25 protein-coding genes are annotated in these 26,567 nt (G+C 71.1%); 14 read left to right on the top strand and 11 right to left on the bottom strand.

Features of this window, described 5'->3' with window-relative positions; translation table 11 throughout:
- Nucleotides 1-97 precede the first annotated feature (97 nt).
- Nucleotides 98-943: a methyltransferase domain-containing protein gene (locus tag GTY47_RS11570; RefSeq protein WP_010035867.1), complete on the bottom strand. Its 846-nt coding sequence runs from the start codon at nt 941-943 to the stop codon at nt 98-100.
- Between the two features lie 122 nt (nt 944-1,065).
- On the bottom strand, nt 1,066-1,347 hold the full coding sequence (locus GTY47_RS11565; protein ID WP_078602761.1) for a DUF2530 domain-containing protein: 282 nt from the start codon (nt 1,345-1,347) through the stop codon (nt 1,066-1,068).
- Nucleotides 1,348-1,465: 118 nt separating this feature from the next.
- On the opposite strand from GTY47_RS11565, the gene GTY47_RS11560 reads away from it, so the two are divergent.
- Entirely contained in the window at nt 1,466-2,917 is a 1,452-nt protein-coding gene (locus GTY47_RS11560; RefSeq protein WP_010035863.1) for an NCS2 family permease, read from the top strand.
- Here GTY47_RS11560 and GTY47_RS11555 read toward each other — a convergent pair.
- The gene (locus GTY47_RS11555) at nt 2,887-3,114 is read right to left on the bottom strand and encodes a hypothetical protein (RefSeq protein WP_050810191.1); all 228 of its coding nucleotides are present in this window, start codon (nt 3,112-3,114) and stop codon (nt 2,887-2,889) included. The two genes, GTY47_RS11560 and GTY47_RS11555, sit on opposite strands and share 31 nt — an antisense overlap.
- Nucleotides 3,115-3,268: 154 nt before the next feature.
- Here GTY47_RS11555 and GTY47_RS11550 point away from each other — a divergent pair, with 154 nt between their 5' ends.
- Nucleotides 3,269-3,706, top strand: coding sequence for a MarR family transcriptional regulator (locus GTY47_RS11550; protein ID WP_010035858.1), 438 nt, complete (start codon nt 3,269-3,271; stop codon nt 3,704-3,706).
- A 27-nt stretch (nt 3,707-3,733) separates the two neighbouring features.
- Complete coding sequence (locus tag GTY47_RS11545; protein ID WP_029180895.1) at nt 3,734-5,095, top strand: MFS transporter; 1,362 nt, start codon at nt 3,734-3,736, stop codon at nt 5,093-5,095.
- 15 nt (nt 5,096-5,110) lie between these two features.
- On the opposite strand, the gene GTY47_RS11540 is transcribed toward GTY47_RS11545, so the two are convergent.
- Entirely contained in the window at nt 5,111-5,632 is a 522-nt protein-coding gene (locus GTY47_RS11540) for a GNAT family N-acetyltransferase (RefSeq protein ID WP_010035855.1), read from the bottom strand.
- 25 nt (nt 5,633-5,657) lie between these two features.
- On the opposite strand from GTY47_RS11540, the gene thpR reads away from it, so the two are divergent.
- Nucleotides 5,658-6,230: an RNA 2',3'-cyclic phosphodiesterase gene (gene thpR / locus GTY47_RS11535; protein WP_010035851.1), complete on the top strand. Its 573-nt coding sequence runs from the start codon at nt 5,658-5,660 to the stop codon at nt 6,228-6,230.
- A 198-nt stretch (nt 6,231-6,428) separates the two neighbouring features.
- Here thpR and GTY47_RS11530 read toward each other — a convergent pair whose 3' ends face one another.
- Complete coding sequence (locus GTY47_RS11530; protein ID WP_010035847.1) at nt 6,429-7,421, bottom strand: aldo/keto reductase; 993 nt, start codon at nt 7,419-7,421, stop codon at nt 6,429-6,431.
- A gap of 61 nt (nt 7,422-7,482) precedes the next feature.
- Nucleotides 7,483-8,067 carry a Uma2 family endonuclease gene (locus GTY47_RS11525; protein WP_010035845.1) on the bottom strand — a complete coding sequence of 195 codons (585 nt, stop codon included), beginning with the start codon at nt 8,065-8,067 and terminating at the stop codon, nt 7,483-7,485.
- Between the two features lie 90 nt (nt 8,068-8,157).
- Between GTY47_RS11525 and GTY47_RS11520 the strand changes: the two genes are divergently transcribed.
- Nucleotides 8,158-8,907: an aminoglycoside nucleotidyltransferase ANT9 gene (locus GTY47_RS11520; protein WP_010035842.1), complete on the top strand. Its 750-nt coding sequence runs from the start codon at nt 8,158-8,160 to the stop codon at nt 8,905-8,907.
- On the opposite strand, the gene GTY47_RS11515 is transcribed toward GTY47_RS11520, so the two are convergent.
- On the bottom strand, nt 8,895-9,569 hold the full coding sequence (locus GTY47_RS11515) for a GDSL-type esterase/lipase family protein (protein ID WP_010035839.1): 675 nt from the start codon (nt 9,567-9,569) through the stop codon (nt 8,895-8,897). The genes GTY47_RS11520 and GTY47_RS11515 overlap by 13 nt on opposite strands.
- 137 nt (nt 9,570-9,706) lie before the next feature.
- Here GTY47_RS11515 and GTY47_RS11510 point away from each other — a divergent pair, with 137 nt between their 5' ends.
- Nucleotides 9,707-10,681 carry a hypothetical protein gene (locus tag GTY47_RS11510; protein ID WP_010035838.1) on the top strand — a complete coding sequence of 325 codons (975 nt, stop codon included), beginning with the start codon at nt 9,707-9,709 and terminating at the stop codon, nt 10,679-10,681.
- Between the two features lie 17 nt (nt 10,682-10,698).
- Here the strand turns inward: GTY47_RS11510 and GTY47_RS11505 are convergent, their stop codons facing one another.
- Nucleotides 10,699-11,484: a TetR/AcrR family transcriptional regulator gene (locus tag GTY47_RS11505; protein WP_010035837.1), complete on the bottom strand. Its 786-nt coding sequence runs from the start codon at nt 11,482-11,484 to the stop codon at nt 10,699-10,701.
- 110 nt (nt 11,485-11,594) lie between these two features.
- On the opposite strand from GTY47_RS11505, the gene GTY47_RS11500 reads away from it, so the two are divergent.
- The 4 genes from GTY47_RS11500 (at nt 11,595) to GTY47_RS11485 (ending at nt 17,563) form a co-directional block, all read left to right on the top strand.
- A complete protein-coding gene (locus GTY47_RS11500; protein WP_010035834.1) occupies nt 11,595-12,554 on the top strand; it encodes a daunorubicin resistance protein DrrA family ABC transporter ATP-binding protein in 960 nt (319 codons plus the stop codon).
- Entirely contained in the window at nt 12,551-13,369 is an 819-nt protein-coding gene (locus GTY47_RS11495) for an ABC transporter permease (protein WP_010035833.1), read from the top strand. Before GTY47_RS11500 ends, GTY47_RS11495 begins: the two co-directional genes overlap by 4 nt.
- A 128-nt stretch (nt 13,370-13,497) precedes the next feature.
- Nucleotides 13,498-15,012: a cellulase family glycosylhydrolase gene (locus GTY47_RS11490; RefSeq protein ID WP_010035830.1), complete on the top strand. Its 1,515-nt coding sequence runs from the start codon at nt 13,498-13,500 to the stop codon at nt 15,010-15,012.
- A gap of 952 nt (nt 15,013-15,964) precedes the next feature.
- Nucleotides 15,965-17,563 (top strand): alpha/beta hydrolase, encoded by a 1,599-nt coding sequence (locus tag GTY47_RS11485; RefSeq protein ID WP_010035828.1) that lies wholly within the window; start codon nt 15,965-15,967, stop codon nt 17,561-17,563.
- A gap of 83 nt (nt 17,564-17,646) precedes the next feature.
- Here GTY47_RS11485 and serC read toward each other — a convergent pair whose 3' ends face one another.
- The gene (gene serC / locus GTY47_RS11480; protein ID WP_029180894.1) at nt 17,647-18,765 is read right to left on the bottom strand and encodes a phosphoserine transaminase; all 1,119 of its coding nucleotides are present in this window, start codon (nt 18,763-18,765) and stop codon (nt 17,647-17,649) included.
- Between the two features lie 94 nt (nt 18,766-18,859).
- Here serC and GTY47_RS11475 point away from each other — a divergent pair, with 94 nt between their 5' ends.
- The 3 genes from GTY47_RS11475 (at nt 18,860) to GTY47_RS11465 (ending at nt 24,143) form a co-directional block, all read left to right on the top strand.
- Complete coding sequence (locus GTY47_RS11475) at nt 18,860-21,727, top strand: FAD-binding and (Fe-S)-binding domain-containing protein (RefSeq protein ID WP_010035826.1); 2,868 nt, start codon at nt 18,860-18,862, stop codon at nt 21,725-21,727.
- A gap of 122 nt (nt 21,728-21,849) precedes the next feature.
- Complete coding sequence (locus GTY47_RS11470; protein ID WP_010035825.1) at nt 21,850-22,986, top strand: peptidoglycan bridge formation glycyltransferase FemA/FemB family protein; 1,137 nt, start codon at nt 21,850-21,852, stop codon at nt 22,984-22,986.
- Nucleotides 22,987-23,165: 179 nt separating this feature from the next.
- Nucleotides 23,166-24,143, top strand: coding sequence for an EamA family transporter (locus GTY47_RS11465; protein ID WP_029180893.1), 978 nt, complete (start codon nt 23,166-23,168; stop codon nt 24,141-24,143).
- Nucleotides 24,144-24,206: 63 nt separating this feature from the next.
- Here GTY47_RS11465 and GTY47_RS11460 read toward each other — a convergent pair whose 3' ends face one another.
- Complete coding sequence (locus GTY47_RS11460) at nt 24,207-24,890, bottom strand: SUMF1/EgtB/PvdO family nonheme iron enzyme (protein ID WP_040902663.1); 684 nt, start codon at nt 24,888-24,890, stop codon at nt 24,207-24,209.
- A gap of 71 nt (nt 24,891-24,961) precedes the next feature.
- On the opposite strand from GTY47_RS11460, the gene GTY47_RS11455 reads away from it, so the two are divergent.
- Nucleotides 24,962-25,420, top strand: a complete 459-nt coding sequence (locus GTY47_RS11455) for a TIGR03618 family F420-dependent PPOX class oxidoreductase (RefSeq protein ID WP_010035817.1) — start codon at nt 24,962-24,964, stop codon at nt 25,418-25,420.
- 33 nt (nt 25,421-25,453) lie between these two features.
- Here GTY47_RS11455 and GTY47_RS11450 read toward each other — a convergent pair whose 3' ends face one another.
- Nucleotides 25,454-26,401, bottom strand: coding sequence for a hypothetical protein (locus GTY47_RS11450; RefSeq protein WP_231911158.1), 948 nt, complete (start codon nt 26,399-26,401; stop codon nt 25,454-25,456).
- Between the last annotated feature and the right edge of the window lie 166 nt (nt 26,402-26,567).

The following is a 26,567-nucleotide window of genomic DNA, read 5'->3' as shown; positions in this document are numbered from 1 at the left end:
GGGAAGATCCGACCTGGGAACGACGGACGTCGTGCCCTGGTCGTACGGCAGTTGTACGCCCTCGGATCCCCGTCGGACCCTGGTGCCACTCGCGGTGTCAGCCCGCCCGGCGCGCGGTGAACAGCAGGTACTCCCACTCTCGGAGGCCCCCGACCCCTCCTGGCCCCGGGTCGCCGTCGCGGGCTAGGTCCACCAGGTCGCGGTCCAGGGCGGCGGTGCGCCCGGAGTCGCCGGCGATGCTCTTGTAGACGCTGATCGTGGGGCCGTAGCGCTCCTTGAAGTAGTCGCGGAACGCCTCGGGCGTCTCGAAGCGGTCGACGCGGACGGTCCGGCGCTCGGCGCGCACGTCCGTGACCCGGTCGCCGAGGAGCGCCCGGACATGGTCCTCGTCGCCCCACAGCGGGGGCGGCTGCGCGCCCGGCGGGGGCGGTGGCGCGTACGGCTTCATCGTGGCGAACATCCGGCCGATGAAGCCCTGCGGCGTCCAGCTCAGCAGGCCGATGGTGCCGCCCGGGCGGCAGACCCGGACGAGTTCGTCGGCGGCCCGCTGGTGGTGCGGGGCGAACATCACCCCGACGCAGGACAGCACGGTGTCGAACTCGGCGTCGCCGAAGGGCAGGGCCTCGGCGTCGGCCTCCTGCCAGCTGAGCTCCACGCCCTGCTGCCCGGCCACGCGCCGGCCGGCCTCGAACAGCTCCGGGGTCAGGTCCGAGGCGACCACCTCCGCGCCGGCCAGGGCCGCCGGGATCGCGGCGTTGCCGCTGCCGGCGCCCACGTCCAGCACCCGCTGGCCGGAGCGCACCCCGCACGCCTCGACCAGGACCGCCCCGAGCCCGGGGATGACCTCGGCGGCCAGCGACGGGTAGTCGCCCTGCGCCCACATCGCCCGGTGCTTGGCCTTCAGGGCCCGGTCGGCCTCGGTCGCGCTGTTCTGCGTCGTCATGGCTGCGCTCCTCACCGGTGGTGCGGCGGCAGCGCGCGACGGTTTCGGGCGTTGTGCCGCCTCCCTCCGAGCGTAGGGAGGGGGCGGGCAAGTGTCTCGCCGGAGCGCGAGCGGGACGAGGCCTACTGGGCCGAGGGGGTCGCGGTCGGGTCGGGGGCCGCCGCGGCGGCCCGCTTGATCGCGGCATCGCGCTTACGGACGTACCAGATACCGATCAGCCCCAGACCGCCGCCGGCCAGGCAGGTCCACAGCCACCAGGTGTGGCCGTGGTCGTCGAACCAGCCGTAGAAGGGGAGCTGGACCAGGAAGAGGACGAACCAGAGGATCGTGCCGCCGGTGACGGTGGCGACCACGGGGCCCTCCAGGGGCTCCGGCGCCTCGTGTCTGGGGGTCCATTTCGCCATGAGGAACAGCTTACGAGGCGATCAGGTCTACGCGCGCAGATGTGCGATCGCGGCCTTATATGTTCATACTGAAACGGTTTGTGTCTGACCACTTCTCTTCGTAGGAAACGCCAAACACATGTCCTCCTCGGCTCCCGCCAAGGCCCCCGCCCCTGAACAGCCGGGAGCCGGGCCCACGTACGGCGCACTCGACCGCTTCTTCCGGATCTCCGAGCGGGGCAGCACGCTGTCCCGTGAGGTCCGGGGCGGCCTCGCCACCTTCTTCGCGATGGCCTACATCATCGTGCTGAACCCGATCATCCTCGGCAGCGCCAAGGACATGTACGGTCACCAGCTCGACAACGGGCAGCTGGTGACCGCGACGGCCCTCACGGCCGCGTTCACCACCCTCCTCATGGGCGTCATCGGCAATGTGCCGATCGCGCTCGCCGCCGGCCTCGGTGTGAACTCCGTCGTCGCCCTCCAGCTCGCCCCGCGGATGTCCTGGCCGGACGCGATGGGCATGGTGGTCCTCGCCGGGTTCGTGGTCATGCTGCTGGTCGCCACGGGGCTGCGCGAGCGCGTGATGAACGCCGTCCCCTACGGGCTGCGCAAGGCCATCTCCATCGGCATCGGCCTGTTCATCATGCTGATCGGCCTCGTCGACGCCGGTTTCGTCTCCCGCATCCCGGACGCCGCGCAGACCACCGTCCCGCTCCAGCTCGGCGGGGACGGCCACCTCAACGGCTGGCCGGTCCTGGTCTTCGTCCTGGGCGTGCTGCTCACGCTCGCCCTGATCGTGCGCAAGGTCTCCGGCGCGATCCTGATCTCGATCGTCGCCATGACCGTCGTCGCCGTGGTCATCGAGGCCGTGGCCAAGGTGCCGAGCTGGGGTCTCACCACCCCGAAGTGGCCCGGCAACCCGGTCGCCAGCCCCGACTTCGGGCTGGTCGGGCAGGTCAGCCTGTTCGGCGGCTTCGAGAAGGTCGGCGTGCTGACCGGTGTGCTGTTCGTCTTCACCGTGCTGCTGTCGTGCTTCTTCGACGCGATGGGCACGATCATGGGCGTCTCGGACGAGGCGAAGCTGACCGACGCGCAGGGGCAGATGCCCGGCATCAACAAGGTGCTCTTCGTCGACGGCCTCGCGGTCGCCGCCGGCGGTGCCAGCTCGTCCTCGGCGACCACCGCGTTCGTCGAGTCCACGGCCGGTGTCGGCGAGGGGGCCCGGACCGGTCTGGCGAACGTCGTCACCGGCGGTCTCTTCGCCGTCGCCCTCTTCCTCACGCCGGTCGCCACGATGGTCCCGTCCCAGGCGGCCACGCCCGCCCTCGTCGCGGTCGGCTTCCTGATCCTGGCCGGATCCGTGAAGGAGATCGACTGGGCGGACTACACGATCGCCGTCCCGGCTTTCGTGACGATGCTGATGATGCCGTTCACCTACTCGATCACCAACGGCATCGGCATGGGCTTCATCACCTTCGCGGTGCTGCGGCTGGCGGCCGGGCGGGGCCGGGAGGTGCCGACGGCGATGTACGCCGTGGCGGCGGTGTTCGCGTTCTACTACCTGATGCCGGCGCTGGGCCTGACCTGATCCTCGTCCTCGGAGTCGGATGAGCCGTAGAACCTCTCCGTCTCCTCGACGGCGGACTGGAACCGTTCGTCGAAGTCATCTCGAACGAGCGTCCGGACGACGTAGTCCTGGACGCTCATTCCCCTTTTCGCGGCATGGTGCCGCAGCCGCTGAAGCAGCTCGTGGTCTATTCGCAGGCTGAGCACGCTGGTCCCCATGACCACGAGGGTCGCGGCACCCTCCGGTCCGGTGTGTGGCGTTCCGCCGTCGGGTCACCCATATGAGTGATGTCACGCTTCAGTGGCCAGGGTCACGGGCCTTCCCGTGCGTTCGGGTAGTCCTTAGCGAGAGTAATGAGTTACGCTAAAGAACATGCCGGACCTCAGCCATGGCGACGATGTAGCCGCCGTGAACTCCCTCCGATCCGCCGTGATGCGGCTGTCCCGTCGACTCAAGCACCAGCGGGTCGACGAGTCGCTCAGCCCCACCGAGATGTCGGTGCTCGGCACCCTGTCCCTGTGCGGCAGGGCCACCCCGGGCGAGCTCGCCCGCAAGGAGCACGTCCAGCCGCCCTCGATGACCCGCATCGTGGCGCTGCTGGAGTCCAAGGGACTGGTCCGTCTGGAGCCGCACCCCGAGGACCGGCGCCAGAAGGTCGTGACGCGCACCGAGCAGGCCGAAGCGATGCTCGAGGAGAGCCGCCGCAAGCGGAACGCGTTCCTGGCCTCGCTGGTGGAGAACCTCGACGAGGACGAGTGGGCGAAACTGCGCGCCGCCGCCCCCGTGCTGGAGAAGCTCGCGCATCTGTAAGCCGTATGTCGCAAGGAGGCGAACCCTTTGAGTTCGGGACCCGGAGCAGCTTCCGTCCCCGCACCTGACCCCCACGATTCCCCGCCCACCTCCGACACACGCCCGCGCAAGTCCTCGATGTTCTCCTCCCTGAAGGTGAGGAACTACCGCCTGTTCTTCATGGGACAGGTCGTCTCCAACATCGGCACCTGGATGCAGCGCATCGCCCAGGACTGGCTGGTCCTCAGCCTCACCGGCTCCTCCGCGGCCGTCGGCATCACGACGGCACTCCAGTTCCTGCCGATGCTGCTCTTCGGCCTCTACGGCGGTGTCCTCGTCGACCGGCTGCGCAAGCGGCCCGCCCTGCTCGTCACACAGTCGTCGATGGCCCTCACCGCCATCGCCCTCGCCGTCCTCACCCTCACCGGCCATGTCCAGGTCTGGCACGTGTACGTCGCCGCCTTCGCGGTCGGTCTCGCCACGGTGGTCGACAACCCGGCCCGGCAGTCCTTCGTCTCCGAATTGGTCGGCCCGCAGCAGCTGCAGAACGCGGTCAGCCTGAACTCGGCGAACTTCCAGTCCGCCCGCCTGGTCGGCCCCGCCGTCGCGGGCATACTGATCACCGGCGTCGGCACCGGCTGGGCGTTCCTCTTCAACGGCCTGTCCTTCATCGCGCCGCTCACCGGCCTGCTGCTGATGCGGGCCCGCGAGCTGCACGTGGTGGAGCGCGCCCCGCGCGGCAAGGGGCAGCTGCGGGAAGGCGTGCGGTACGTCACCGGCCGCCCGGAGCTGATCTGGCCGATCGTCCTGGTCGGGTTCGTCGGCACCTTCGCCTTCAACTTCCCCGTCTACCTCTCGGCCTTCGCGGACGACGTGTTCCACGCGGGGGCGGGCGCGTACAGCATGTTCAACACGCTGATGGCGGTCGGCTCGGTCGCGGGCGCGCTGCTCGCCGCCCGGCGCGGCACGGCCCGGCTGCGGCTGCTGATCGCGGCGGCCATCGTCTTCGGCGCGCTGGAGATGCTGGCGGCCACCACACCGACGCTGTGGATGTTCGCCCTGCTCATGGTCCCGCTGGGCCTGTTCGGCATGACGGTCAACGTCACGACGAACACCAGCATCCAGATGTCCACGGACCCGGCCATGCGCGGCCGTGTCATGGCCCTCTACATGATGGTCTTCCTCGGCGGCTCCCCGGTCGGCGCGCCGATCGTCGGCTGGATCACCGACACCTACGGCGCCCGGGTCGGCCTCGCGGCCGGCGGTGCCGTCGCGGCCGTCGCCGCGGCCGTGATCGGCCTGATCCTGGCCCGCGTCGGCAACCTCCGCCTGTCGGTCGGCTGGCACCGCGGGCATCCCCGGGTGCGGTTCGTCCCCCGGGAGCAGGAGCAGCTGGCTCCGGCGGCCTAGGGGGCGTACGGCGGCCTACACCCTCCGGGCCAGCAGCTGGCCGGGCCAGTTGCTCTCGCCGACCGTGAAGGCCTCGGTCCGGGTGAAGCCGTTGGACTCGTAGTAGCGGACGAGTTTGCCGTCGTCTCCGGCGTAACAGTCGACGCGGAGGAGGGACACGCCGGCCCGGCGGGTCTCCTCCGCGGCGTGGGCGAGGAGGGCGCTGCCCACGCCGTGCCCCTTGAAGCGCCGGTCGGAGGCCAGCCAGTGGATGTAGCGCTCGGGTTCTCCGGGCGGCGAGAGCTGGGACAGGTAGGCGCCGGGCGAGTCGGTGAGGGTGAGGGTGGCGGCGGGGACGCCGTCGGCATCGGCCATGTACACGCTGCCCTCCGCCATGTACCGGCCGACCGACTCCACCGTCTTCGGATTCTGCGACAGGGGCTTCGTGCCCCACTGCCCGGTGCGCCCCTGCGCGACCAGCCACTCCACGCAGCTGTCGAGCATGCCGAGTATCGCGGGAATGTCGTCGGGCCCGCCGTCCCGGATGGTGATCCGCATGGCCTCATGGTGCCAGGCTGGAGCCATGAGACTCTTCGCGGCCGTGCTGCCCCCTGACGAGGTGCGTCGTGAACTCGGCGCCGTGGTCGACGCGTTGCGCGCGCTGCCCGGGGCGGACGGGATGCGCTGGACCGGCCGGCCCGGCTGGCACTTCACGCTCGCCTTCTACGGGGAGGTCGACGACGGGCTCGTGCCGGAGCTGTCGGCCCGGCTGGAGCGGGCCGCCCACCGGACGCGTCCCTTTCCGCTGGCCGTGCGGGGCGGCGGTCAGTTCGGGCGCGGCAAGGCGCTGTGGGCCGGGGCCGAAGGCGACCTGGCGACGCTGCGGCTGCTGGCCGAGCGGGCGGAGGCGGCGGCGCGGAAGGCGGGGGTGCCGATGGGGGAGCACCGGCGGTACAAGGCCCACCTGACCGTGGCGCGCCGACGGGAGTCGGGGGATGTGCGCGCCTTCCTGGATGCGCTCGACGCGTTCACGGGCCGGACCTGGACGGTGGACGAGCTCGCGCTGGTGCGGAGCAATCTGCCGACGTCGGGGGTTCCGGGGGAGCAGCCCCGCTACGAGGCGGTCGGCCGGTGGGCGCTCGGCGGCGCCGGTTAGGCTCGGTGCGTGGACCCGAAAACCCGGAACCGGATCATGGCCGGTGTGCTTGTGCTGATGTTCCTCGTCGTCGCCCTCGCTTCCGTGCTCGGGAGGTAGGGCCGAGGGGGGAACCGCGGACGGTTGTGTGCCGGCTGCGGGCCGGTGGGAGCCGGTCGCGCAGTTCCCCGCGCCCCTGAGGACGTCGCCCTCACGGAGCTACCAGGCGAAGGCCTCCGGCGACGGGCCCGGGCCCGGGAAGATCTCGTCCAGGCCTGTCAGAAGCTCCTCGGACAGCTCCAGCTCGGCCGCGCGCACGGCGGAGGCGAGCTGTTCGCAGGTGCGGGGGCCGACGATCGGGCCGGTCACGCCGGGGCGGGTGAGCAGCCATGCCAGGGCGGCCTCGCCGGGCTCGATGCCGTGCTTGTCGAGCAGGTCCTCGTAGGACTGGATCCGCGCGCGGGTGCCGGGGTCGGCGAGCGCGTCGGCCGCGCGGCCGGAGGCACGGCGCTTGCCCTCGACCTCCTTCTTGAGGACACCGCCCAGCAGACCGCCGTGCAGCGGCGACCACGGGATGACGCCCAGGCCGTACTCCTGCGCGGCCGGGACGACCTCCATCTCGGCGCGCCGCTCGGCGAGGTTGTACAGGCACTGCTCGCTGACCAGCCCGATGGTCCCGCCGCGCCGGGCGGCGATCTCGTTGGCCTGGGCGATCTTGTAGCCGGGGAAGTTCGACGACCCGACGTAGAGGATCTTGCCCTGCTGGACCAGGACGTCGATCGCCTGCCAGATCTCCTCGAAGGGGGTGTCCCGGTCGACGTGGTGGAACTGGTACACGTCGATGTAGTCGGTCTGGAGCCGCTTCAGGCTGGCGTCCACGGCCCGCCGGATGTTGACGGCGGAGAGCTTGTCGTGGTTCGGCCAGGCCGGGCCGTCGGCGCCCATGTTGCCGTACACCTTCGTGGCGAGGACGACCTTGTCGCGCCGTCCCCCGCCCTTGGCGAACCAGTTGCCGATGATGCTTTCGGTACGGCCCTTGTTCTCGCCCCAGCCGTAGACGTTGGCGGTGTCGAAGAAGTTGATGCCGGCGTCCAGCGCCGCGTCCATGATGGCGTGGCTGTCGGCCTCGTCGGTCTGCGGGCCGAAGTTCATGGTGCCGAGGACGAGCCGGCTGACCTTGAGTCCCGTGCGTCCGAGCTGCGTGTACTTCATGCGCCCAAGCCAACGTCTTGAAGTGCGCTCCAAGCAAGCACGCGGTGACCTCGAAGGGCGATCAGTCGCGGGGGAACTCGTCGGTCTTGAGGGTGAGGCCGATCTCCGTGATGGTGAGGTCGACGCTCCCGCCGAAGGTGACCGTCGTCTCCGTCAGGTAGTCGCCGTCCTTGGGCTGGGTGTACAGGTGGCACTTGCCCTGGTACGGGTCGGCGATGAGGTAGACGGGGACTTCGGCGAGGGCGTAGGCGGTCTTCTTCGGGCCGTAGTCGTTGTGGGCCGTGCCCTTCGAGATGACTTCGGCCACGAACTCGATGTCCTGGCAGTGCCAGAGGCCCTTCTCGTTCTTCTCGGCTCCCTCGGCCACGAGGGTCACGTCGGAGGCGAATCCGTTGAGGTGCCCCGGATAGTCGACGCGGACATCCGATTTCACGCGCTTGCGCGGGTACTTGGTACGCAGTTGCTCGACAATGTCCAGGATGATCTCCCAGTGCGTGTCCCGCTGCGGCGACATGAAGATGGCCCCCTCGACGATCTCGACCTTGTAACCCTCGGGGGTGGTCCGCTCGAGCGACTCGAACAGCTCGTCCAAAGTCAGCTCGTCGTCTGCCTCGGCCATGTCGATCCTGTCTTCAAGGACGGTCATCGTGGCGCTCCTCCCCTGCCGCCCCATGGACGTGAGCAGCCGCGCGGTACAACGATACGCACGGTGACCACGACACGGGGAAGAGCGCATATGCCAGAGCAGCCCGCCACCGACCACCTCGTCCAGCTCCTCCGCACCACCCTCGGCGACTCCGTCCTCGGTATCTACCTGCACGGCTCCGCCACCCTCGGCGGCCTGCGCCCGCACAGTGACATCGACGTCCTGGCCGTCGTGAGGGACCGCATCGCGCACGCCCAACGCCGGGCCCTGGTCGAGGAGTTGCTCAAGGTGTCCGGTGTGGACGGGCGGCGGCACGTCGAGCTGATCGTCGTCGTACAGGACGACGTACGACCCTGGCGCTACCCGCCCACCTGCGACTTCCTCTACGGCGACTGGCTGCGCGAGGACTACGAGCGCGGAGTGACCCCGGTCCCCGAACCCAGCCCCGACCTCGCGCCTGTCCTCACGATGGTCCTGCGCGCCGACGTCCCGCTCCACGGGCCGCCGCCCGCCGAGCTCCTGGACCCCGTGCCGCACGACGACCTCAGGCGCGCCATCGTCGCCGGCGTGCCGGAGCTGATGGCCGAGCTGGACTCCGACACCCGCAACGTGCTGCTCACCCTGGCCAGGATCTGGACCACCCTCACCACCGGGACCATCCGCTCGAAGGACGCGGCAGCCGCGTGGGCGCTCGACCGGCTCCCAGCCGAGCACCGGCCCGTCCTCGCCCGCGCCCGGGCCGTCTACCTGGGGGAGGAGGCGGAGCGCTGGGACGACCTGGCGCCCCGGCCCTGCGCCGAGTTCCTGGCCCGGATGATCACGGAGAGTCACCCGTCGTAGGGCTCGTCGAGGTCCCAGGCCTGGTGCATCGCCGCCGCGAAGGCCGCCGCGATCTTGTGCTCGCCGCTCGCGTTGGGGTGGGTGCCGTCGTAGGTGTCGGCGTGGATGTCGTACGACGGTGGGGACGAGGCCAGGAGGACGGGCGAGCCGGGCTCGTCGAGGTCCGCGGCCGTCTTCGCCAGCAGCTCGTTGAAGCGGGCGACCTCGGCGGCGAAGGCCCGGTCGGACTCGGCCCGCACGTTCGGGGTCACCGGCAGCCACACCATCCGCACCCGCCGGTTCGCCGCCCGCGCCTCGGCGGTGAAGGCCCTCACGTTCTCGGCGGTCTGCTCGGCGTTCGTGTAGAAGCCCAGGTCGATCAGGCCGAGGGAGACCAGGAGGACGTCCGCGCGGCACGACCGCACCGCCTCGCCGATCAGCGGCGCCATGTGCAGCCAGCCCTCGCCCCAGCCGGCCAGGTGGGCCCGCGGGAAGTCCGGATCGGCGTACGCGTGGGAGGTCGGGGCGTCGGCGAGCTTGTCGTGGAGCGTCTCGCGCGGGCCGACCAGCGTGAAGGGGCCGCCGTAGGAACGGCACAGGTGCTGCCACATCCGGTAGCGCCACGTGTGTTCGCCCGCGCTCCCGATCGTCATGGAGTCACCGACGGGCATGAACCTGAGCATCCGCTCATCATGAACGATCGAGCCGCCGCACGGGGTGTGAGTCGGACCACGCGCCATGGCCCGGCCCCACCAACCCGCCGACCCCTGTGATCCGTTAGCGGCGATGAACCGGGGAGCGGGATGGCAGGCTTGGGGGCATGCGCCGACCGTTCGCCATCCTCGCCGCGGCCCTCCTCGCGGGCGCCTTCGCCGTGCCCGCCTCCGCCGCGGACGCCGACGAGGACTTCACGATCAAGGATCCGCGCATCACCGAGTCCAGCGGTCTGGCCGCCTCCCGTCTCCACCCCGGCATCTACTGGACGCACAACGACAGCGACGACGGCCCCTACATCTACGCCGTCGACAGCAGCACGGGCGAGACCGTCGCCCGCCTCACCCTCACCGGCGTCGGAACGCCCCGGGACGTCGAGGCCATCTCCATCGGCCCGGGCAACCGGATCTACGTCGGCGACACAGGCGACAACCTCGGCGGCAGCTGGCCCCACGTGTGGATCTACGAGCTGCCCGAGCCGAAGACGCTGAAGGACCAGACGATCCGGGCCACGCAGTACGTCGTGAAGTACTCCGACGGGCCCCGCGACGCCGAGTCCCTCGTCGTGCACCCGAAGACCGGCCGGGTCTACATCGTCGACAAGAACGAGAAGGGCGGGCACCTGTACGAGGGGCCCGCCGAGCTCTCCGCCTCGGGCACGAACGTCTTCCGGCCCGTCGCCGCCGTGCCCGACCTGGAGGCCACCGACGCCACGCTCTCCCCGGACGGCCGACACCTCGTCGTCCGCAGCTACTTCGGCGCGATCGCGTACGACTGGAACGGCGGGAAGATCAAGCGGAAGGAGCGGCTCGGCGTGCCGTTCCTCGGGCAGGGGGAGTCCGTCACCTACACCGCCGACGGGACGAGGCTCATGTACGGGGCCGAGGGGGCGGACAGTTCGGTGGAGGGACAGGACGCGCCCGGTGACCCCGGATCCTCGTCCGGCGGAGGGAGTTCGGCCGCCCGGGACGGCGGCGGCAGCGGGGACGGACTCAGCGGCAATCTCAAGACCGGCGCCATCGCCGTGGCCGTGGCCTGCGCCGCCCTGCTCGGTCTGCGCGGGCTGAGGCGGCGCCGGTAGGGCCTGCCGGTGGCGGCCTACGAGGCCGACTCGCCCCGGCGTTGCGCCACGAGTACTTCCAGCCCGTCCAGGATCCGCTGCAGACCGAACCCGAAGTGGTCGAAGTCGGGCCCGAACGTGTCCTCGGAGAGTGACGCCATCACCGGGTAGCGGCCCGAGGCCAGGACCTTCTCCAGTACCGGCACCTGTGCCTGCCAGAACTCCGTGTCCGTCAGGCCCGTCCGGCGCTCCGCCTCCTGCTGGTAGAGCTGCGTGCGCGCGGCCCCGACGACATACCCGTCGATCATGATGATCGCGGAGACCAGTTCGGGGTCGGTGAGCCCCATCGGGCGGATCCGGGTGAGGACCCTCTCCATGCCGTCCAGGGCGCTCGGGCCGAGGATCGGGCGGGACTGGTTGACCTGGAGCAGCCAGGGATGGCGCCGGTAGAGGGCGAGCGTCTCGTGGGCCAGGGCCTCCAGGGCGGCGCGCCAGCCGCCGTCGCCCAGGTCGGCCGGATTCTCCGAGGGGCGCTGGACCCGGTCCAGCATCAGGTCGAGCAGCTCGCCCTTGCCGGGGACGTACCGGTAGAGGGACATGGTGCCGGTGCCGAGTTCGGCGGCGACGCGGCGCATGGAGAACCCCTCCAGGCCTTCCGTGTCCGCGACCTGGACGGCCGCTTCCACGATCCGGTCCAGGGTCAGGGTCGGCTTGGGGCCGCGACTGGGACGCCGGCCGGTGTCCCACAGCAGTTCGAGGGTGCGGGCGATATCGCCGCTGCCACTGGTCTCCGTACCGCCTGTGCTGCTCGTGCCGCGTTCCATGGAGAACAGCTTAGGTCCCCCGCAAAAAACTGGGTACGGTGTACGCGCAATCGGGTACGCTGTACCCAGTTCGGTGTCGACGCAGGGCACGAGCACACGGGAGGGGCGGCATGGACGGATACGCGGTGCGGGCCGAGGCGCTGGAGAAGCGGTACGGCGAGAAACGCGCCCTCGACGGTTTCGATCTGGCGGTACGCGAGGGAACGGTGCACGGCCTGCTCGGGCCGAACGGGGCGGGCAAGACCACCGCCGTCCGCATCCTGTCCACGCTGATCCGGCTGGACGGGGGCAGGGCGACCGTCGCCGGGCTGGACGTGTCCCGGCAGCCCCGCGAGGTGCGGGGCCGGATCGGGCTCACCGGGCAGTACGCGGCGGTGGACGAGGTGCTCACCGGCCGGCAGAACCTGGAGATGTTCGGCCGGCTCTTCCACCTGGGCGGCAGGCGGGCCAGGCTCCGGGCGACCGAACTGCTGGAGCAGTTCGACCTGGCCGACGCCGCCGACCGGGGCGTCGGCAAGTACAGCGGCGGCATGCGGCGCCGCCTCGACCTCGCCGCGTCGATGATCCTCGCCCCGGCCGTCCTCTTCCTCGACGAGCCGACGACCGGTCTCGACCCCCGTAGCCGCGGGGAAGTCTGGGATTCCGTCCGGGCCTTGGTGGCGGGCGGCACGACCGTGCTGCTCACCACGCAGTACCTGGAGGAGGCCGACCGGCTCGCCTCCCGCATCACCGTCATCGACCAGGGGCGGGCCATCGCCGACGACACCCCGGACGGACTGAAGAACCTGGTCGGCGGCGACCGCATCGAGGTGGTGGTCGCCGAGCGCGCCGAGATCCCGCGGGTGGTGAAGGTGGTCGCCCGGGTCGCGGACGGCGAACCCGAGGCGGACGACACCGAGTTGCGGGTGCACGCCCCGGTCACCGACCGGGTCACGGCGCTCACCGAAGTGGCGCGGACCCTCCAGGACGAGGGTGTCCGCGTCGAGGACATCGGGCTGCGCAGGCCCAGCCTCGACGATGTCTTCCTGCGCCTGACCGGACACCGGACCGAGGAGGGCGCCGCAGCATGAGTGCCGTCGACCTGAGCCCGCCCGCCGCGCGCGGCCGCATCTACTGGCTGCTCGCCGACTGCTGGAACATCGTCCGCCGCGGTCTGACCCACTACCGGCGCCAGCCCGTCAACATCGCCTGGCAGCTGGGCTTCCCGATCCTCTCCGTGCTGCTCTACGGCTATGTCTTCGGCAGCGCCATGCAGGTGCCGGGCGGCGGAGACTACAAGGACTACCTGATGCCGGGCATGTTCGCGATGACCATGGCGTTCGGCTTCATCAACACGGCGACCCTCGTGGTCTACGACTCCACCAAAGGCGTCATCGACCGCTTCCGCTCCATGCCGATGGCGTCCTCCGCCGTGGTGGCCGGGCGCGGCGTGACCGATCTGCTCGTCGCCTGCGCCGAGTTGGCGATCATGATGCTCACCGCGCTCGCCATGGGCTGGCGGCCGGACGGGGGCCTCGGCTTCCTGGCCGCGTTCGGGCTGCTGCTGTGGCTGCGGTTCGCGCTGATCTGGATCGGGGTGTGGCTCGGCCTGCTCGTGCCCAACCCGGAGGCGGCGGGCGGCCTGTTCGCGGTCGCCTTCCCGCTGACGATGATCTCCAGCATCTTCGTCGCGCCGCAGCTCATGCCCGACTGGCTGGGCTGGGTGGCGGTCTGGAACCCGATCTCCTCCACGGCGGCGGCGACCCGCGAGCTGTTCGGCACGCCGGTCGGCGGTGACACCTGGGTCGAGCAGCACGCGCTGCTGATGGCCGGGGTGTGGCCGGTGATCCTGACGCTCGTCTTCCTGCCGCTCGCCGTGCGGCGGTTCCGGAAACTGAGCCGCTAGCGAGCGGAACCCGCACCTCCCGGAGGGTTGACGTGCTCATGGTGCGTCAGTTTCCTGGGAGGTGCGCGGCGCACATGGGAGCGCTCCCATCAGTTCCGGGGCCGCGCCTCCTCCGAGAGGAAGCAGCCATGTTCCGCACTCTGCGAAGAGCGCTGTGCGTCGCCGCGGCGCTCCTGTTACCCCTGGCCGGTACCCAGTCGGCACACGCCGACGTCGACGCGCAGGCCGGCGCCGGCTACTGGCACACCAGCGGCCGGCAGATCCTGGACGCGGCCGGGCAGCCGGTCCGTATCGCCGGCATCAACTGGTTCGGCTTCGAGACCGACATCCACGTCGTCCACGGGCTGTGGACCCGCGACTACAAGAGCATGATCGACCAGATGAAGTCGCTGGGCTACAACACCATCCGGATGCCCTACAGCGACGACATCCTCAAGCCCGGCACCATGCCCGACAGCATCAACCACGACGGCAAGAACACCGACCTGCGGGGCCTGACCTCGCTCCAGGTACTGGACCGGATCGTGGCGTACGCCGGGCAGGCCGGCCTCAAGATCGTCCTCGACCGGCACCGCCCGGACGCGGCGGGCCAGTCGGCGCTCTGGTACACGGCGTCGGTCCCCGAGTCGACCTGGATCACCAACCTCAAGTCCCTGGCGGCGCGGTACAAGGGCAACCCCACCGTGGTCGGCATCGACCTGCACAACGAGCCCCACGACCCGGCCTGCTGGGGCTGCGGCGACACCACCCGGGACTGGCGGCTGGCCGCCCAGCGCGCGGGCAACGCCGTGCTGTCGGTCAATCCCGAGCTGCTGATCATGGTCGAGGGCGTGCAGTCGTTCAACGGCGCCAACGGCTGGTGGGGCGGCAACCTCATGGGCGTCGCCCAGTACCCGGTCCAGCTGGACGTCCCGAACCGGCTCGTGTACTCGGCCCATGACTACGCCACGTCGGTGGCCCAGCAGTCGTGGTTCAGCGACCCGTCCTTCCCCGCCAACATGCCGGGGATCTGGGACAAGTACTGGGGCTACATCTTCAAGCAGGACATCGCGCCGGTGTGGCTCGGCGAGTTCGGTACGACGCTCCAGCCGGCGGTGGACCAGAAGTGGCTGTCCGCGCTGGTGACGTACCTGCGCTCGACGTCGGCGTACGGCGCCGACAGCTTCCACTGGACGTTCTGGACCTGGAACCCCAACTCGGGCGACACGGGGGGCATCCTCAAGGACGACTGGCAGACGGTGGACACCGCGAAGGACGGGTACCTCAAGGCGATCAAGGCGCCGGGGTTCGAGGGCGGCGGTTCCGGGCCGGGTCCCGGCGGGCCGGGTGACCCCGGCGGCACGGCTGCCTGCACCGCCGCCTACACGGTGAGCAGCGACTGGGGCGGCGGCTTCAACGCCGAGGTGAAGGTGACCAACACGGGCAGTGCGCCGCTGAAGTCCTGGCAGGTCACCTGGGCGTGGAGCGGTGCGGAGAAGGTCACCAGCATGTGGAACGCGTCGTACACGCAGAGCGGGACGAGCGTGACGGCCGTGAACGCCGCGCACAACGGGACCGTGCCGGTGGGCGGTTCGGCGAGCTTCGGCTTCGGAGGTACTCCCGGGGGCGGGGCCGTACCGAGTGTGAGGTGCACGGCGACATGACGCCGGTGTGACGGGGCGCCCGGTGCTCGCCGGGCGCCCCTTCCGCTGATGCGGCGGATTCCGTGCCGGCCCGCCCCGCAGCGGCGTACGTTGAACCGTATGGCTCTTCATCAGGCCAATGCGTGGCACACAGGACAGGAGTCGTCGAGCGACACGAGCCTCCCACGCAGTGGAGGCGTGATGCTGCCTCCCCAGCCCTCCACCCGCCGGACGTGAGCTTCCCCGCCGTAGCCCGCTCCGCCGAACGGCCCATCCGGTTCACCGCGGCCCCTGACCTTTGACGTGGGCCTTTCCCCTGCCCGCCCGCTCGAGCCTCCTCGGTGACTCACACCATCGGGTTGACTTGCCCGGCCGAAGGGCCGTCAGCCTTCCTCCAGGGCGCTTTTCCGCTCACTGTGTGATCATGAAAACTCCACGATTGCACTGGATGCCCCGATCCCTCGCGCACTCGGCTGGCGCGGCTGTCATCGTCCTCGCGGCAGCCCTGACCTCCGCCGCGCCCGTAGCGGCCGACACGACTGCGCCGCCGGACCGTAAAGATGGCCAGAGTTCTTCGTGCTACACGTCCCGCACTGAGCGGCAGGGGATCGAAGGGGTCGTCTGGACTGTCCTGTTCGGGCCCCAGAACACCACGACGGAGACCAAGTGCGACGGCCAGGTGGCGGAGGGAGGGCAGGACCAGAGCATCGGCCTCCTCCCGCCTCTCGCGGGCTGACCTGCCAGGGGCGCTTGGGTATTCCGGGCGCCCCTCTCATCGCGGCCTGCGCTTTTCCTGCGGGTAGTTCGCGATGGTCCAACAGCCCCTGTTTTCAGGGGGTTTGCGCGTAGAGAACGACTCGATTCGGTCAAGTCTTGGTCGAATGCGTACTGGCATGGCGTGCTCTTCCGAAACGATGCGGCACGGACCGTGTGACACGCGGTCCTGAACCCCTCACCGTTCTGAGAGAACTCCATGAGAAGAAGCGCAGCCGTCCTGTGCGGCGCGACCGTCGTCCTGGCCGGGACGCTCACCGCCGTCCCCGCCAACGCCAGCGCGTCGCACTCCGCGAACACCGCCCGGGCCGCGAAAGTCACGTGGAAGAAGTGCGGCACGGAGGACTACCCGACGCTCCAGTGCGCGTCGGTGAAAGTGCCGCTCGACTACGCGAAGCCGCAGGGGAAGCAGATCACGCTGGCGCTGTCGCGCGTGCCGCACACCGCCAAGACGTACCAGGGCCCGCTGCTGGTCAACCCCGGGGGCCCCGGCGGCAGCGGCCTGACCCTGGCCGGTTTCGTCGCGTCCTCCCTGCCGAAGGAGGTCGCGGCCCAGTACGACGTCATCGGCTTCGACCCGCGCGGCGTGGGCAAGAGCCAGCCCGCCCTGGACTGCAAGCCGGGCTACTTCAACCCCGTGCGCCCCGACTCCGTACCCAGCACGCCGGCGATCGAGAAGGCCAACCTGGAGCGCGCCAAGTCCTTCGCCCAGGCCTGCGGCAAGAAGTACGCGGACGTCCTGCCGTACATGAACACGGTCAGCGCCGTGAAGGACATGGACTCGATCCGCAAGGCCCTCGGCGCCAAGAAGATCAACTACTTCGGCTACTCGTACGGCACCTACCTCGGCGCGGTCTACGGCAAGCTGTACCCCGAGCGGGTACGGCGCCTGGTGCTGGACTCGATCGTCGACCCGACCGGGGTCTGGTACGAGGACAACATCCAGCAGGACTACGCCTTCGACAAGCGCCACAAGGCGCTCATGGCGTGGATCGCCAAGTACGACTCCACGTACAAGCTCGGCACCGACCCGAAGAAGGTCGAGGCCAAGTGGTACGCCATGCGGGCGGCCCTGGCCAAGAAGCCGGCGGGCGGCAAGGTCGGCGCCTCCGAGCTGGAGGACATCTTCATACCCGGCGGCTACAACAACGGCTACTGGCCCACCCTCGCCCAGACGTTCGCGGCGTACGTCAACAACCACGACACCGCTGCGCTGGTCAAGGCGTACGACAACATCGCCGCCATCGACGCCTCCGGCGACAACGGCTACAGCGTGTACACCTCGGTGCAGTGCCGTGACGCGTCCTGGCCGCGCGACTGGAACCAGTGGCGCAAGGACAACTGGGCGGTGTACGAGAAGGCGCCGTTCATGGCCTGGAACAACGCCTGGTACAACGCGCCGTGCGCGTTCTGGCCGACGAAGTCGCTGAAGCCGGTGAACGTCGCCAATGCCAAGCTCCCGCCGGTGCTGCTGTTCCAGGCGACGGACGACGCGGCCACCCCGTACCAGGGCGGTGTCACCATGCACCGGCTGCTGAAGGGCTCCAGCCTGGTGGTGGAGCAGGGCGGCGGCAACCACGGCATCACGCTGGGCGGCAACGCCTGCCTCGACAAGTACCTGGCGACGTACCTCACCAGCGGCAAGGTGCCGCACGGCAGCGGCGTGGCCGACGCGGTCTGCCAGAAGACGCCCGACCCGAAGCCGCAGGCCACGGCGGGGAAGACGCCGAGCACGGCCCAGTCGGCCGTTGCCACGGTCGGCAACACCCTGCGCGGGATCCTGGGGTCCGGGGTCTGACGTGCCGGGGTGAGCATCGCCCGACATGACGCAAAGGGGCGCCCCGCACTCGCGGGGCGCCCTCTGTCACGTGCGGGAGAAGGTCACAGCTTCTCGATCACGTAGTCGACGCACTTCGTCAGGGCCTCGATGTCCGCCGGGTCGATCGCCGGGAACATCGCGACGCGCAGCTGGTTGCGGCCGAGCTTGCGGTAGGGCTCGGTGTCGACGATGCCGTTGGCCCGCAGGACCTTGGCGACGGCGGCGGCGTCCACCTCGTCCGTGAAGTCGATCGTGCCGATGACCTGGGAGCGCTTGGCCGGGTCGGTGACGAACGGGTTCGCGAACTTGACGTCCTCGGCCCAGCCGTACAGCGTCCGCGCGGACGTGGCGGTGCGGCGGACCGACCAGTCCAGGCCGCCCTGGCCGTTGATCCACTCCAGCTGCTCGTTGAGGAGGAACAGGGTGGCGAGGGCCGGGGTGTTGTACGTCTGGTTCTTGCGGGAGTTGTCGATGGCCGTCGGCAGCGAGAAGAACTCGGGGACGTGCCGGCCGGACGCGTGGACGCGCTCGGCGCGCTCGATCGCGGCCGGGGAGAAGACGCCGATCCACAGGCCGCCGTCGGAGGCGAAGGACTTCTGCGGGGCGAAGTAGTAGACGTCCGTCTCGGCGATGTCGACGGGGAGGCCGCCGGCACCGGAGGTGGCGTCCACCAGCACCAAGGCGCCCTCGTCGGCGCCGGCCACGCGCTTGATCGGCATGGCGACACCGGTCGAGGTCTCGTTGTGGGTGAAGGCGTAGACGTCGACGCCCGCCTCGGCGACCGGCTCGGGGTGCGTGCCCGGGTCGCTGGAGATGACGTCCGGCTCGGCCAGCCAGGGTGCGAGCTTGGCGGCCTTGGCGAACTTGGAGGAGAACTCGCCGAAGCTGAGGTGCTGCGACTTGTTCTCGATCAGGCCGTGCGTCGCGATGTCCCAGAACGCGGTGGAGCCGCCGTTGCCGAGGACCACCTCGTACCCGTCGGGGAGCTGGAACAGCTCACGGATGCCCTCACGCACCTTGCCGACCAGGTTCTTGACGGGGGCCTGGCGGTGGGAGGTGCCGAGCAGGGACGTGCCGGTCGCGGCCAGGGCGTCCAGCGCCTCCACCCGCACCTTGGAGGGGCCCGCGCCGAATCGACCGTCGGCGGGCTTGATGTCAGCAGGAATCTGGATCTCAGCCACGCTCTGGAGGTTAGCCGGTGAGGAAACCCGGGCGAAACGTGGTCCGTCGGGTGAGACGGGGTTCGTGGCGGCGTGAGACTGGTTTGCTGGACGTATGACGGATCTCGAGGTCGGGCTGCGCAGGGCCGTCCGAGGTGACGTCCGCTTCGACGTCGCCTCCCGGGCGCTGGTCACCATGGACGCCTCCAACTACCGCCGGGTCCCACTCGGCGTCGTCGCCCCGCGCGACGCCGACGACGTGGCCGCCGTGCTGGAGGTGTGCCGGGCCCACGGCGTGCCGGTGGTGGCGCGGGGCGGGGGGACGTCGATCGCCGGGCAGGCGACCGGGACGGGGGTGGTGCTGGACTTCACCCGGCACATGAACCGGCTGGTCGCCCTGGATCCCGAGACGCGTACGGCCGTCGTGCAGCCGGGGCTGGTGCTCGACCGGCTCCAGGAGGCGGCGGCCGGGCACGGGCTGCGGTTCGGGCCCGACCCCTCCACCCACAGCCGGTGCACGCTCGGCGGCATGATCGGCAACAACTCGTGCGGCTCGCACTCGGTGGCCTGGGGGACGACCGCGGACAGTGTGCGCGAGCTGGACGTGATCACCGCGCGCGGGCGGCGGCTGCGGCTCGGGCGGGACTGGGCCGGCGCGCCGGACGGTCTGCGGGAGCTGGTGGACGGCGAACTGGCCCGGTTGCGCACGGGCTTCCCGGAGCTGCCCCGCCGTATCTCCGGATACGCGCTGGACGCCCTGCTGCCCGAGCGGGGCGCCGACGTGGCCCGCTCCTTCTGCGGTTCGGAGGGCACGCTGGGCGTGCTGACGGAGGCGGTCGTACGACTGGTCGAGGCACCCCGCGCGCGTGCGCTGGCCGTGCTGGGCTACGCCGACGAGAGCGCGGCGGCGCAGGCCGCTGCCGGGCTGCTGCCGCTGCGCCCGCTGACGGTGGAGGGCATGGCGGCGGACCTGGTGCCGTCCACGGCCGCGCTGCCACGGGGCGGGGCCTGGCTGTTCGTGGAGACCGGCGGGGAGTCGGCCGGCGAGGCACGCACGCGTGCCGAGACGATCGTGCGGGCGGCCGATGGCGTGGACGCCCTGGTGGTCACCGACCCGGCCGGGCAGCGCGCGCTGTGGCGGATCCGGGAGGACGCGAGCGGTACGGCGACGCGGATGCCGGACGGGCGGGAGGCCTGGCCGGGCTGGGAGGACTGCGCGGTGCCGCCCGCCCGGCTCGGGGCGTATCTGCGGGACTTCCGGGCGCTGCTCGGCGCGCACGGGCTGCGCGGCACGCCGTACGGGCACTTCGGGGACGGCTGCATCCACGTCCGTATCGACTTCGACCTGCTGACCGAGCCTGGTGTCGCCCGGTTCCGCCGCTTCTCGGAGGAGCTCGCCGAGCTGGTGGTGGCACACGGCGGTTCGCTGTCCGGGGAGCACGGCGACGGGCAGGCGCGGGCGGAGCTGCTGCCGAAGATGTACGGGCAGGAGATGGTCGGCCTGTTCGAGCGGGTGAAGGGAGTGTGGGACCCGGACGACCTGCTCAACCCCGGGATGCTGGTCCGCCCCGCGCCCCTGGACACGGACCTGCGCTTCTCCGTCCTCCCCCGCGAGCCCGTCGACGTCGCCTTCGGCTACCCCTCCGACGGCGGTGACTTCCCGGCTGCGGTGCGGCGCTGCGTGGGCGTCGCCAAATGCCGTACGGCATCGGTGTCCGGCTCCTCCGTCATGTGCCCGTCCTTCCGGGCGACCGGCGCGGAGCAGCACTCCACGCGCGGGCGGGCCCGGCTGCTGCACGAGATGCTCGCCGGTGAGGTCGTGACCGACGGCTGGCGCTCCACACAGGTGCGGGACGCGCTGGACCTGTGCCTGTCCTGCAAGGGCTGCCGGTCGGACTGCCCGGTGGAGGTGGACATGGCCACCTACAAGGCGGAGTTCCTCCACCACCACTACGCCGGCCGGCGCCGGCCCGCCGCGCACTACTCGATGGGCCGGCTGCCGGTGTGGCTCCGAGCCGTGGCCCGTACGCACACGGCGCGGCTGGTCAACGCCCTCGCCCGGCTGCGGCCCTTCGCCCGGGCGGCGAAACGACTGGGCGGGATCGCCCCCGAGCGGGAGATCCCCCGGGTGGCGACACGGACGTTCAGCCGGTGGTGGGAGCGGCGACGGGCGCGACACACCTCCGCGCAGGGCGAGCTGGTCATCCTCTGGCCGGACACGTTCACCGAGTACCTCGCGCCCTCCGTGGGGCAGGCCGCGGTGCGGGTGCTGGAGGCGGCCGGGTTGCGGGTGGCGCTTCCGCCGACCGTGCGGCTGGCGAAACCGCCGGTGGGCGACGGCAGGACGGTAGCGCTCGACCCGCTGTCCCTGCTGCGGGGCCGGGGGCGCGTCTGCTGCGGGCTGACCTACGTGTCGACGGGGCAGCTGGACCGTGCCCGCGCGGTCATGCGCCGCACGCTCGACCTGATGGAACCGGTGCTGGAGACCGACGCCCCGGTCGTGGTCCTGGAGCCGAGCTGCGCCGCGGCGCTCCGCACGGACGTCCCCGAGCTGCTGCACGAGGACCCGCGCGCGGCCCGCCTCGCCGCCAAGGTCCTCACGTTCGCGGAGACGCTGGAACGCCACGCCCCCGGCTGGGCGCCGCGCGTGGACCGCCCGGTGGCCGGCCAGACCCACTGCCACCAGCACGCGGTGCTGGGCGACGCCGCCGACCGCCGGCTGCGTCGGGCCGCGCTGCTCACCGGCGAACTGAGCGGCGGCTGCTGCGGCCTCGCGGGGAACTTCGGCTTCGAGAAGGGCCACTACGAGGTGTCCACCGCGTGCGCGGAGGAACAGCTCCTGCCATCCGTGCGGGACGCCCCCGACGGCACGGTGGTCCTGGCGGACGGCTTCTCCTGCCGCACGCAGCTGGAGCAGCTGGCGGGCGTGCGGGGGAGGCATCTGGCGGAGGTGCTGGCGGCGGCGCTGGAGGGGGGCGGCTGATACCGACGTGGACGTGCTTGAGGCGTTCGGGCCACGGGACGGGCGGACCCGAGTGTCTGAGCCGGGGGAGGGGCGCGGCCGCTCCTAGGCTCTCGCCACCAGCCACTCGAAGGAGCCCGCGCATGAGCGTCCGCGTCCAGCCGATCACCCGTGACGAGCATCTCGCGTTCGTCGCGGCCCGCCCCTCCGCCAGCCACACCCAGATCCCGTCCTGGGGCGAGGTGAAGCCCGACTGGAGGGCGGAGAGCCTCGGCTGGTTCGACGACGCCGGGCAGCTCGTCGGCGCCGGACTGGTGCTGCTGCGCCCGCTGCCCGGGCCGAAGCTGCCCGGACTGCCGCGGTACCTGGCGTACCTGCCCGAGGGCCCGCTCATCGACTGGCACGAACCCGGCCTCGAACACCTGCTGGAGCCGATGATCGCCCACCTCCGGAGCCGGGGCGCGTTCGCGGTGCGGATGGGCCCGCCGGTCGCCGTGCGCCGCTGGAGCGCCGAGGCGGTCAAGGCGGCGATCGCGGACCCGGCGGCCCGGCGGCTGCGCGACGTGCGGGCGACGTCGTTCGAACCGCGTGCCGGCCAGGTCGCGGACACCCTGCGCCGCATGGGCTGGCGGCAGACCGAACCCGGCGGCGAGGACGGCTTCGCCGCGGGACAGCCCCGGTACGTCTTCCAGGTGCCGTTCGCCGGGCGCACGCTGGACGACATCCGCGCCGGTCTGAACCAGCAGTGGCGGCGCAACATCAGCAAGGCGGAGAAGGCCGGCGTGAAGGTCGTACGCGGCGGCTACGAGGATCTGCCGGCCTTCCACGAGCTGTACTCCGAGACCGCCGAGCGCGACCGCTTCATCCCGCGCCCGCTGCCCTACTTCCAGCGCATGTGGAGCGCGCTCACCGCCGAGCACCCGGACCGTATGCGGCTCTACCTCGCGTACCACGACGGCGAGGCGCTCGCCGCCGCGACGATGCTCACCGTCGGTGAGCACGTCTGGTACTCCTACGGCGCCTCCACCAGCCGCCGCCGCGAGGTCCAGCCGAGCAGCGCCGTGCAGTGGCGCATGATGACGGACGCCCATGGACTCGGCGCCGCCGTCTACGACCTGCGCGGCATCACCGACACGCTGGAGGAGTCCAACCACCTGCTGGGGCTGCTCCGGTTCAAGGTGGGCACCGGCGGCGAGGCCGTCGAGTACCTCGGCGAGTGGGACTTCCCGATCAACCGGCTGCTGCACAAGGCGATGAGCCTGTACCTCGCCCGACGCTGAGGGCCGGAGAACCCGGGGAGCCTCGAGAGCCCGCATTCCGAGACAGTGGCATCAGCGGTTTACGCGCCTGACCGAGTCCATTACTCTGGACTTGACAGTACATCGTGATGCACAAGACCGTGCAGGGCGGTGTACGCAACGCAGCCGAGTACACAGCCGAGCCGAGCACAGGACCGCCCGTGACCACCCCCGAAAGCGTCACCACGCCCCAGTCCGCGACAACCGCCGCTGCCACCGCACCGGCCGCCGGGCCGGGCCGACCGGGCCGACTGGGCTCCCTCGGGCCGGTGGGCCTGGTGTTCGCGGGTGGGATCTCGGTGCAGTTCGGCGGTGCGCTGGCGGTGATGCTGATGCCGAGGGCGGGCGCCCTCGGGGTGGTGGCGCTGCGGTTGCTCGTGGCGGCTGCCGTCCTGCTGCTGGTATGCCGTCCGCGGCTGCGCGGCCACTCGCGCACCGACTGGGGCACGGTCGTCGTCTTCGGCATCACCATGGCCGCGATGAACGGCCTCTTCTACCAGGCCGTCGCCCGCATCCCGCTGGGCCCGGCGGTCACCCTGGAGGTCCTCGGCCCGCTCGCCCTCTCGGTCCTGGCGTCCCGCCGCGCGATCAACGTCGTCTGGGCGGCCCTCGCCCTCGCCGGCGTCTTCCTCCTCGGCGGGGGAGGCTTCAGCGGCCTCGACCCCGTAGGAGCGGCCTTCGCCCTGGGCGCCGGCGCCATGTGGGCGACCTACATCATCTTCAGTGCCCGTACGGGCCGCCGCTTCCCGCAGGCCGACGGCCTGGCACTGGCGATGGCGGTGGGGGCGGTGCTGTTCCTGCCGCTGGGGATCGCCGAGTCGGGGACGAAGCTGCTCGACCCGGTGACGCTCGGCCTGGGCGCGGCGGTGGCCCTGCTCTCCTCGGTCCTGCCCTACACCCTCGAACTCCTCGCCCTGCGCCGCCTGCCCGCCTCCACCTTCGCGATCCTCATGAGCCTGGAACCGGCCATCGCCGCGACGGCCGGCTTCCTCCTCCTCGACCAGACCCTCACCGCCATGGAGGCCGCAGCGATCGCCCTCGTCATCGCGGCGAGCATGGGAGCGGTACGGACCCAGGTCGGCCGCGGCCGCGACCGCCGGAAGAAGGCGGCGCTGGAGAGCACGGCTCTGGAGGGCTAGCCCGGCACGCCGCCGCGCTGTCGAGCGAGGCACCGGGCAGGGAACACGCAGACCGATGCGCCGTCACTCCGGCCGGTGCGCGCGCGCCACGCGAAACCCCACGTCGTCGATCCGGAACGTCGGATGACTGCGGCGCCGAACGGAAGCACGGCAACTCCAGTGCTCGTCGGCCCAGCCGCCGCCCCGCAGCACCCGGTAGGTGCCGTAGACCTCGGCGTCGTAGACGTCCCAGCACCACTCCCAGACATTGCCCAGCATGTCGTAGCAGCCCCACGCGTTGGGCTGCTTGCCGCCCACGGGACGGATGCGCTCCTGTGAGGTGCCGCGGTACCAGGCGATCTCGTCGAGCCGCCCGTACCGTGGCCCGCTGCTGCCGGCCCGGCAGGCGTGCTCCCACTCGGCCTCGGTCGGCAGCCGGTACCCGTCACCGGAGGTGTCCCAGCCGACCGGCTCGGACTCACCGCACAGGCGGTACGCGGGCGTCAGCCCTTCCGCCCGGGACAGCGCGTTGCAGAACCGGACCGCGTCCCACCACGACACGCCCTCGACGGGCAGCCGGTCACCGCGAGCGGCACTCGGCCGCTCCCCGGTGACCTGGGCGTACCACGCCTGAGTGACCGGGAACGCCGACATCCGGAACGCCGCGACCTCCACCGCCCAACTCCGCCGCGTCCGCCGGTCGGACAGCGTCACCCGCCCCGGCGGAACGGCCACCATCCCGGTCCCCGCACCCACACCAGCCCCCATGCCGAGCCACACTAACGGCGGTCGGACGCCGGACGTGAAATATCCGAGCGGGCGGCGAAGTTGGCTTGGTCATGACTCAAGGCCCGGCACCCCGCCCGCTGTCCGACGAAGCCCTCTCCGACCTGCTCGGCAAGCAGCAGTTCGGCACTCTCGCCACCGTCAAGCGCAACGGTCGGCCCCATCTGACCACCATGGTCTACAGCTGGGACCCCGGGGCCCGGATCGTGCGGTTCTCGACGACGGCCGACCGTGTCAAGGTCAGGCAGCTGCGCCACGATCCGCGCGCGGCGCTGCATGTGCAGGGCGGTGACGTGTGGTCGTTCGCCGTCGCGGAGGGCGAGGCGGAGGTTTCCGAGGTCACGACGGTTCCCGGTGACGAGGTCGGGCGGGAGCTGCTCGGGATCATCCCGGAGGAGGCCAGGCCGGAGGACGAAGGCGCGTTCCTGGAGCAGTTGGTGGCCGAACGGCGAGTGGTCGTCCGGTTGCACGTGGACCGGCTGTACGGGACGGCGCTCGACATCGACGGGTAGGCCCGATGGGGCCCAGGGCACCCCTGGGGCGCCCTAGCGCACCAACACCCCCCGCACCGTGATCCCGTAATGCACCCGCAGCCGCCGCAGCTCCCACAACCCGACCGCGGTCACGGACAGCGGGGCCCCGAGCATGAACACCGCTCGCACCGGCCCCGGCACGCCCGCGTACGCCCCGGTGAGGACGTCGATCAGCGCCATCTCCCAGACCAGCGTCATGGCGAGCAGCGGCGGCATGGTCTGGTGGATGTCGGCCGTGCGGAACACGTGGAGCAGGGCCAGGCCGATGCCCCAGAAGATGAACGGCGTCACCCACACCAGGATGAACACGATGACCACCCAAGTGACCACGGACATCACCGGGTTGGTGGCGAACTTCCCGTCGAGGAAGCCGGTGAGCATGGTGGCCGGGAAGACGAAGACCGCGGCGACGAGGGCCAGGATCGCACCGAACGACTTCGCGGCCCGGCGCAGCAGGTCCCGGCGGGCCGACGGAGCGGTGAGAGCCGTCAGGACGCCCACGACCACCGGAAGCGTCACGGACAGCACCAGCACGCTGATCCACGACTGCTGGAACCGGTCGTCCGCGACGTCCTCGACGGAGCGGGCGATCTTGTAGGACACCGACACCCACACCACCGCGCCGAGCCCCACGAGCGTACGGATCTTCTGCATCCGCGCGATGAACGGATCCTCCACGAGGTCCGGCCGGGACGGCTTGAAGACCCGGCGCGCGGTGTGGATGGGGCCGATCCGCCGCCGCAGCCGTGTGAAGGGGCCGGGCGGCGGCGCCTGAGGTGGCATCGGGTGGGGTGCGTAGGGGTGCGGCACATGGGGCGGATGGCCACCGCCCGGTGGCGGCTGCGGCGGTCCGTAGGGGCCGGGTGCGGGCGGGTGGGGCCCGGGCGGAGGCGGTGGGTACGGCTGTCCGCCGTGCGGGCCGTACGGCGGCGGCTGCCCGCCCGGGTTCCAGTTGCTCATCCTTGTGTCTCCCCCGATGCGTGACCACTGCGCGACCAAGTGAACAAGCGCGTCCCAGAGTGTATTGATCGCGCCGCCCGTGCACACGCTTTCAGCCACCCGACAATTTCATGCAAGCACGCTTGATTGTTTCTGGCCTCGCTGCCATGCTCCTCAACACGCCGCA

This window comes from Streptomyces sp. SID5464 (assembly GCF_009862985.1).
In the GTDB taxonomy this organism is placed as follows: domain Bacteria; phylum Actinomycetota; class Actinomycetes; order Streptomycetales; family Streptomycetaceae; genus Streptomyces; species Streptomyces chartreusis_D.
The sequence above is the reverse complement of the archived record's forward strand: the minus strand, read 5'-3'. Positions and strand labels throughout refer to the sequence as shown.

Excerpts from the sequence above, each read along its gene's own strand:
- GTY47_RS11570 (WP_010035867.1), bottom strand. The coding sequence starts at position 943 with ATGACGACGCAGAACAGCGCGACCGAGGCCGACCGGGCCCTGAAGGCC.
- GTY47_RS11565 (WP_078602761.1), bottom strand. The coding sequence starts at position 1,347 with ATGGCGAAATGGACCCCCAGACACGAGGCGCCGGAGCCCCTGGAGGGC.
- GTY47_RS11560 (WP_010035863.1), top strand. The coding sequence starts at position 1,466 with ATGTCCTCCTCGGCTCCCGCCAAGGCCCCCGCCCCTGAACAGCCGGGA.
- GTY47_RS11555 (WP_050810191.1), bottom strand. The coding sequence starts at position 3,114 with ATGGGGACCAGCGTGCTCAGCCTGCGAATAGACCACGAGCTGCTTCAG.
- GTY47_RS11550 (WP_010035858.1), top strand. The coding sequence starts at position 3,269 with ATGCCGGACCTCAGCCATGGCGACGATGTAGCCGCCGTGAACTCCCTC.
- GTY47_RS11540 (WP_010035855.1), bottom strand. The coding sequence starts at position 5,632 with ATGCGGATCACCATCCGGGACGGCGGGCCCGACGACATTCCCGCGATA.
- thpR (WP_010035851.1), top strand. The coding sequence starts at position 5,658 with ATGAGACTCTTCGCGGCCGTGCTGCCCCCTGACGAGGTGCGTCGTGAA.
- GTY47_RS11530 (WP_010035847.1), bottom strand. The coding sequence starts at position 7,421 with ATGAAGTACACGCAGCTCGGACGCACGGGACTCAAGGTCAGCCGGCTC.
- GTY47_RS11525 (WP_010035845.1), bottom strand. The coding sequence starts at position 8,067 with ATGACCGTCCTTGAAGACAGGATCGACATGGCCGAGGCAGACGACGAG.
- GTY47_RS11520 (WP_010035842.1), top strand. The coding sequence starts at position 8,158 with ATGCCAGAGCAGCCCGCCACCGACCACCTCGTCCAGCTCCTCCGCACC.
- GTY47_RS11515 (WP_010035839.1), bottom strand. The coding sequence starts at position 9,569 with ATGCTCAGGTTCATGCCCGTCGGTGACTCCATGACGATCGGGAGCGCG.
- GTY47_RS11510 (WP_010035838.1), top strand. The coding sequence starts at position 9,707 with ATGCGCCGACCGTTCGCCATCCTCGCCGCGGCCCTCCTCGCGGGCGCC.
- GTY47_RS11505 (WP_010035837.1), bottom strand. The coding sequence starts at position 11,484 with ATGGAACGCGGCACGAGCAGCACAGGCGGTACGGAGACCAGTGGCAGC.
- GTY47_RS11500 (WP_010035834.1), top strand. The coding sequence starts at position 11,595 with ATGGACGGATACGCGGTGCGGGCCGAGGCGCTGGAGAAGCGGTACGGC.
- GTY47_RS11495 (WP_010035833.1), top strand. The coding sequence starts at position 12,551 with ATGAGTGCCGTCGACCTGAGCCCGCCCGCCGCGCGCGGCCGCATCTAC.
- GTY47_RS11490 (WP_010035830.1), top strand. The coding sequence starts at position 13,498 with ATGTTCCGCACTCTGCGAAGAGCGCTGTGCGTCGCCGCGGCGCTCCTG.
- GTY47_RS11485 (WP_010035828.1), top strand. The coding sequence starts at position 15,965 with ATGAGAAGAAGCGCAGCCGTCCTGTGCGGCGCGACCGTCGTCCTGGCC.
- GTY47_RS11475 (WP_010035826.1), top strand. The coding sequence starts at position 18,860 with ATGACGGATCTCGAGGTCGGGCTGCGCAGGGCCGTCCGAGGTGACGTC.
- GTY47_RS11470 (WP_010035825.1), top strand. The coding sequence starts at position 21,850 with ATGAGCGTCCGCGTCCAGCCGATCACCCGTGACGAGCATCTCGCGTTC.
- GTY47_RS11460 (WP_040902663.1), bottom strand. The coding sequence starts at position 24,890 with ATGGGGGCTGGTGTGGGTGCGGGGACCGGGATGGTGGCCGTTCCGCCG.
- GTY47_RS11455 (WP_010035817.1), top strand. The coding sequence starts at position 24,962 with ATGACTCAAGGCCCGGCACCCCGCCCGCTGTCCGACGAAGCCCTCTCC.
- GTY47_RS11450 (WP_231911158.1), bottom strand. The coding sequence starts at position 26,401 with ATGAGCAACTGGAACCCGGGCGGGCAGCCGCCGCCGTACGGCCCGCAC.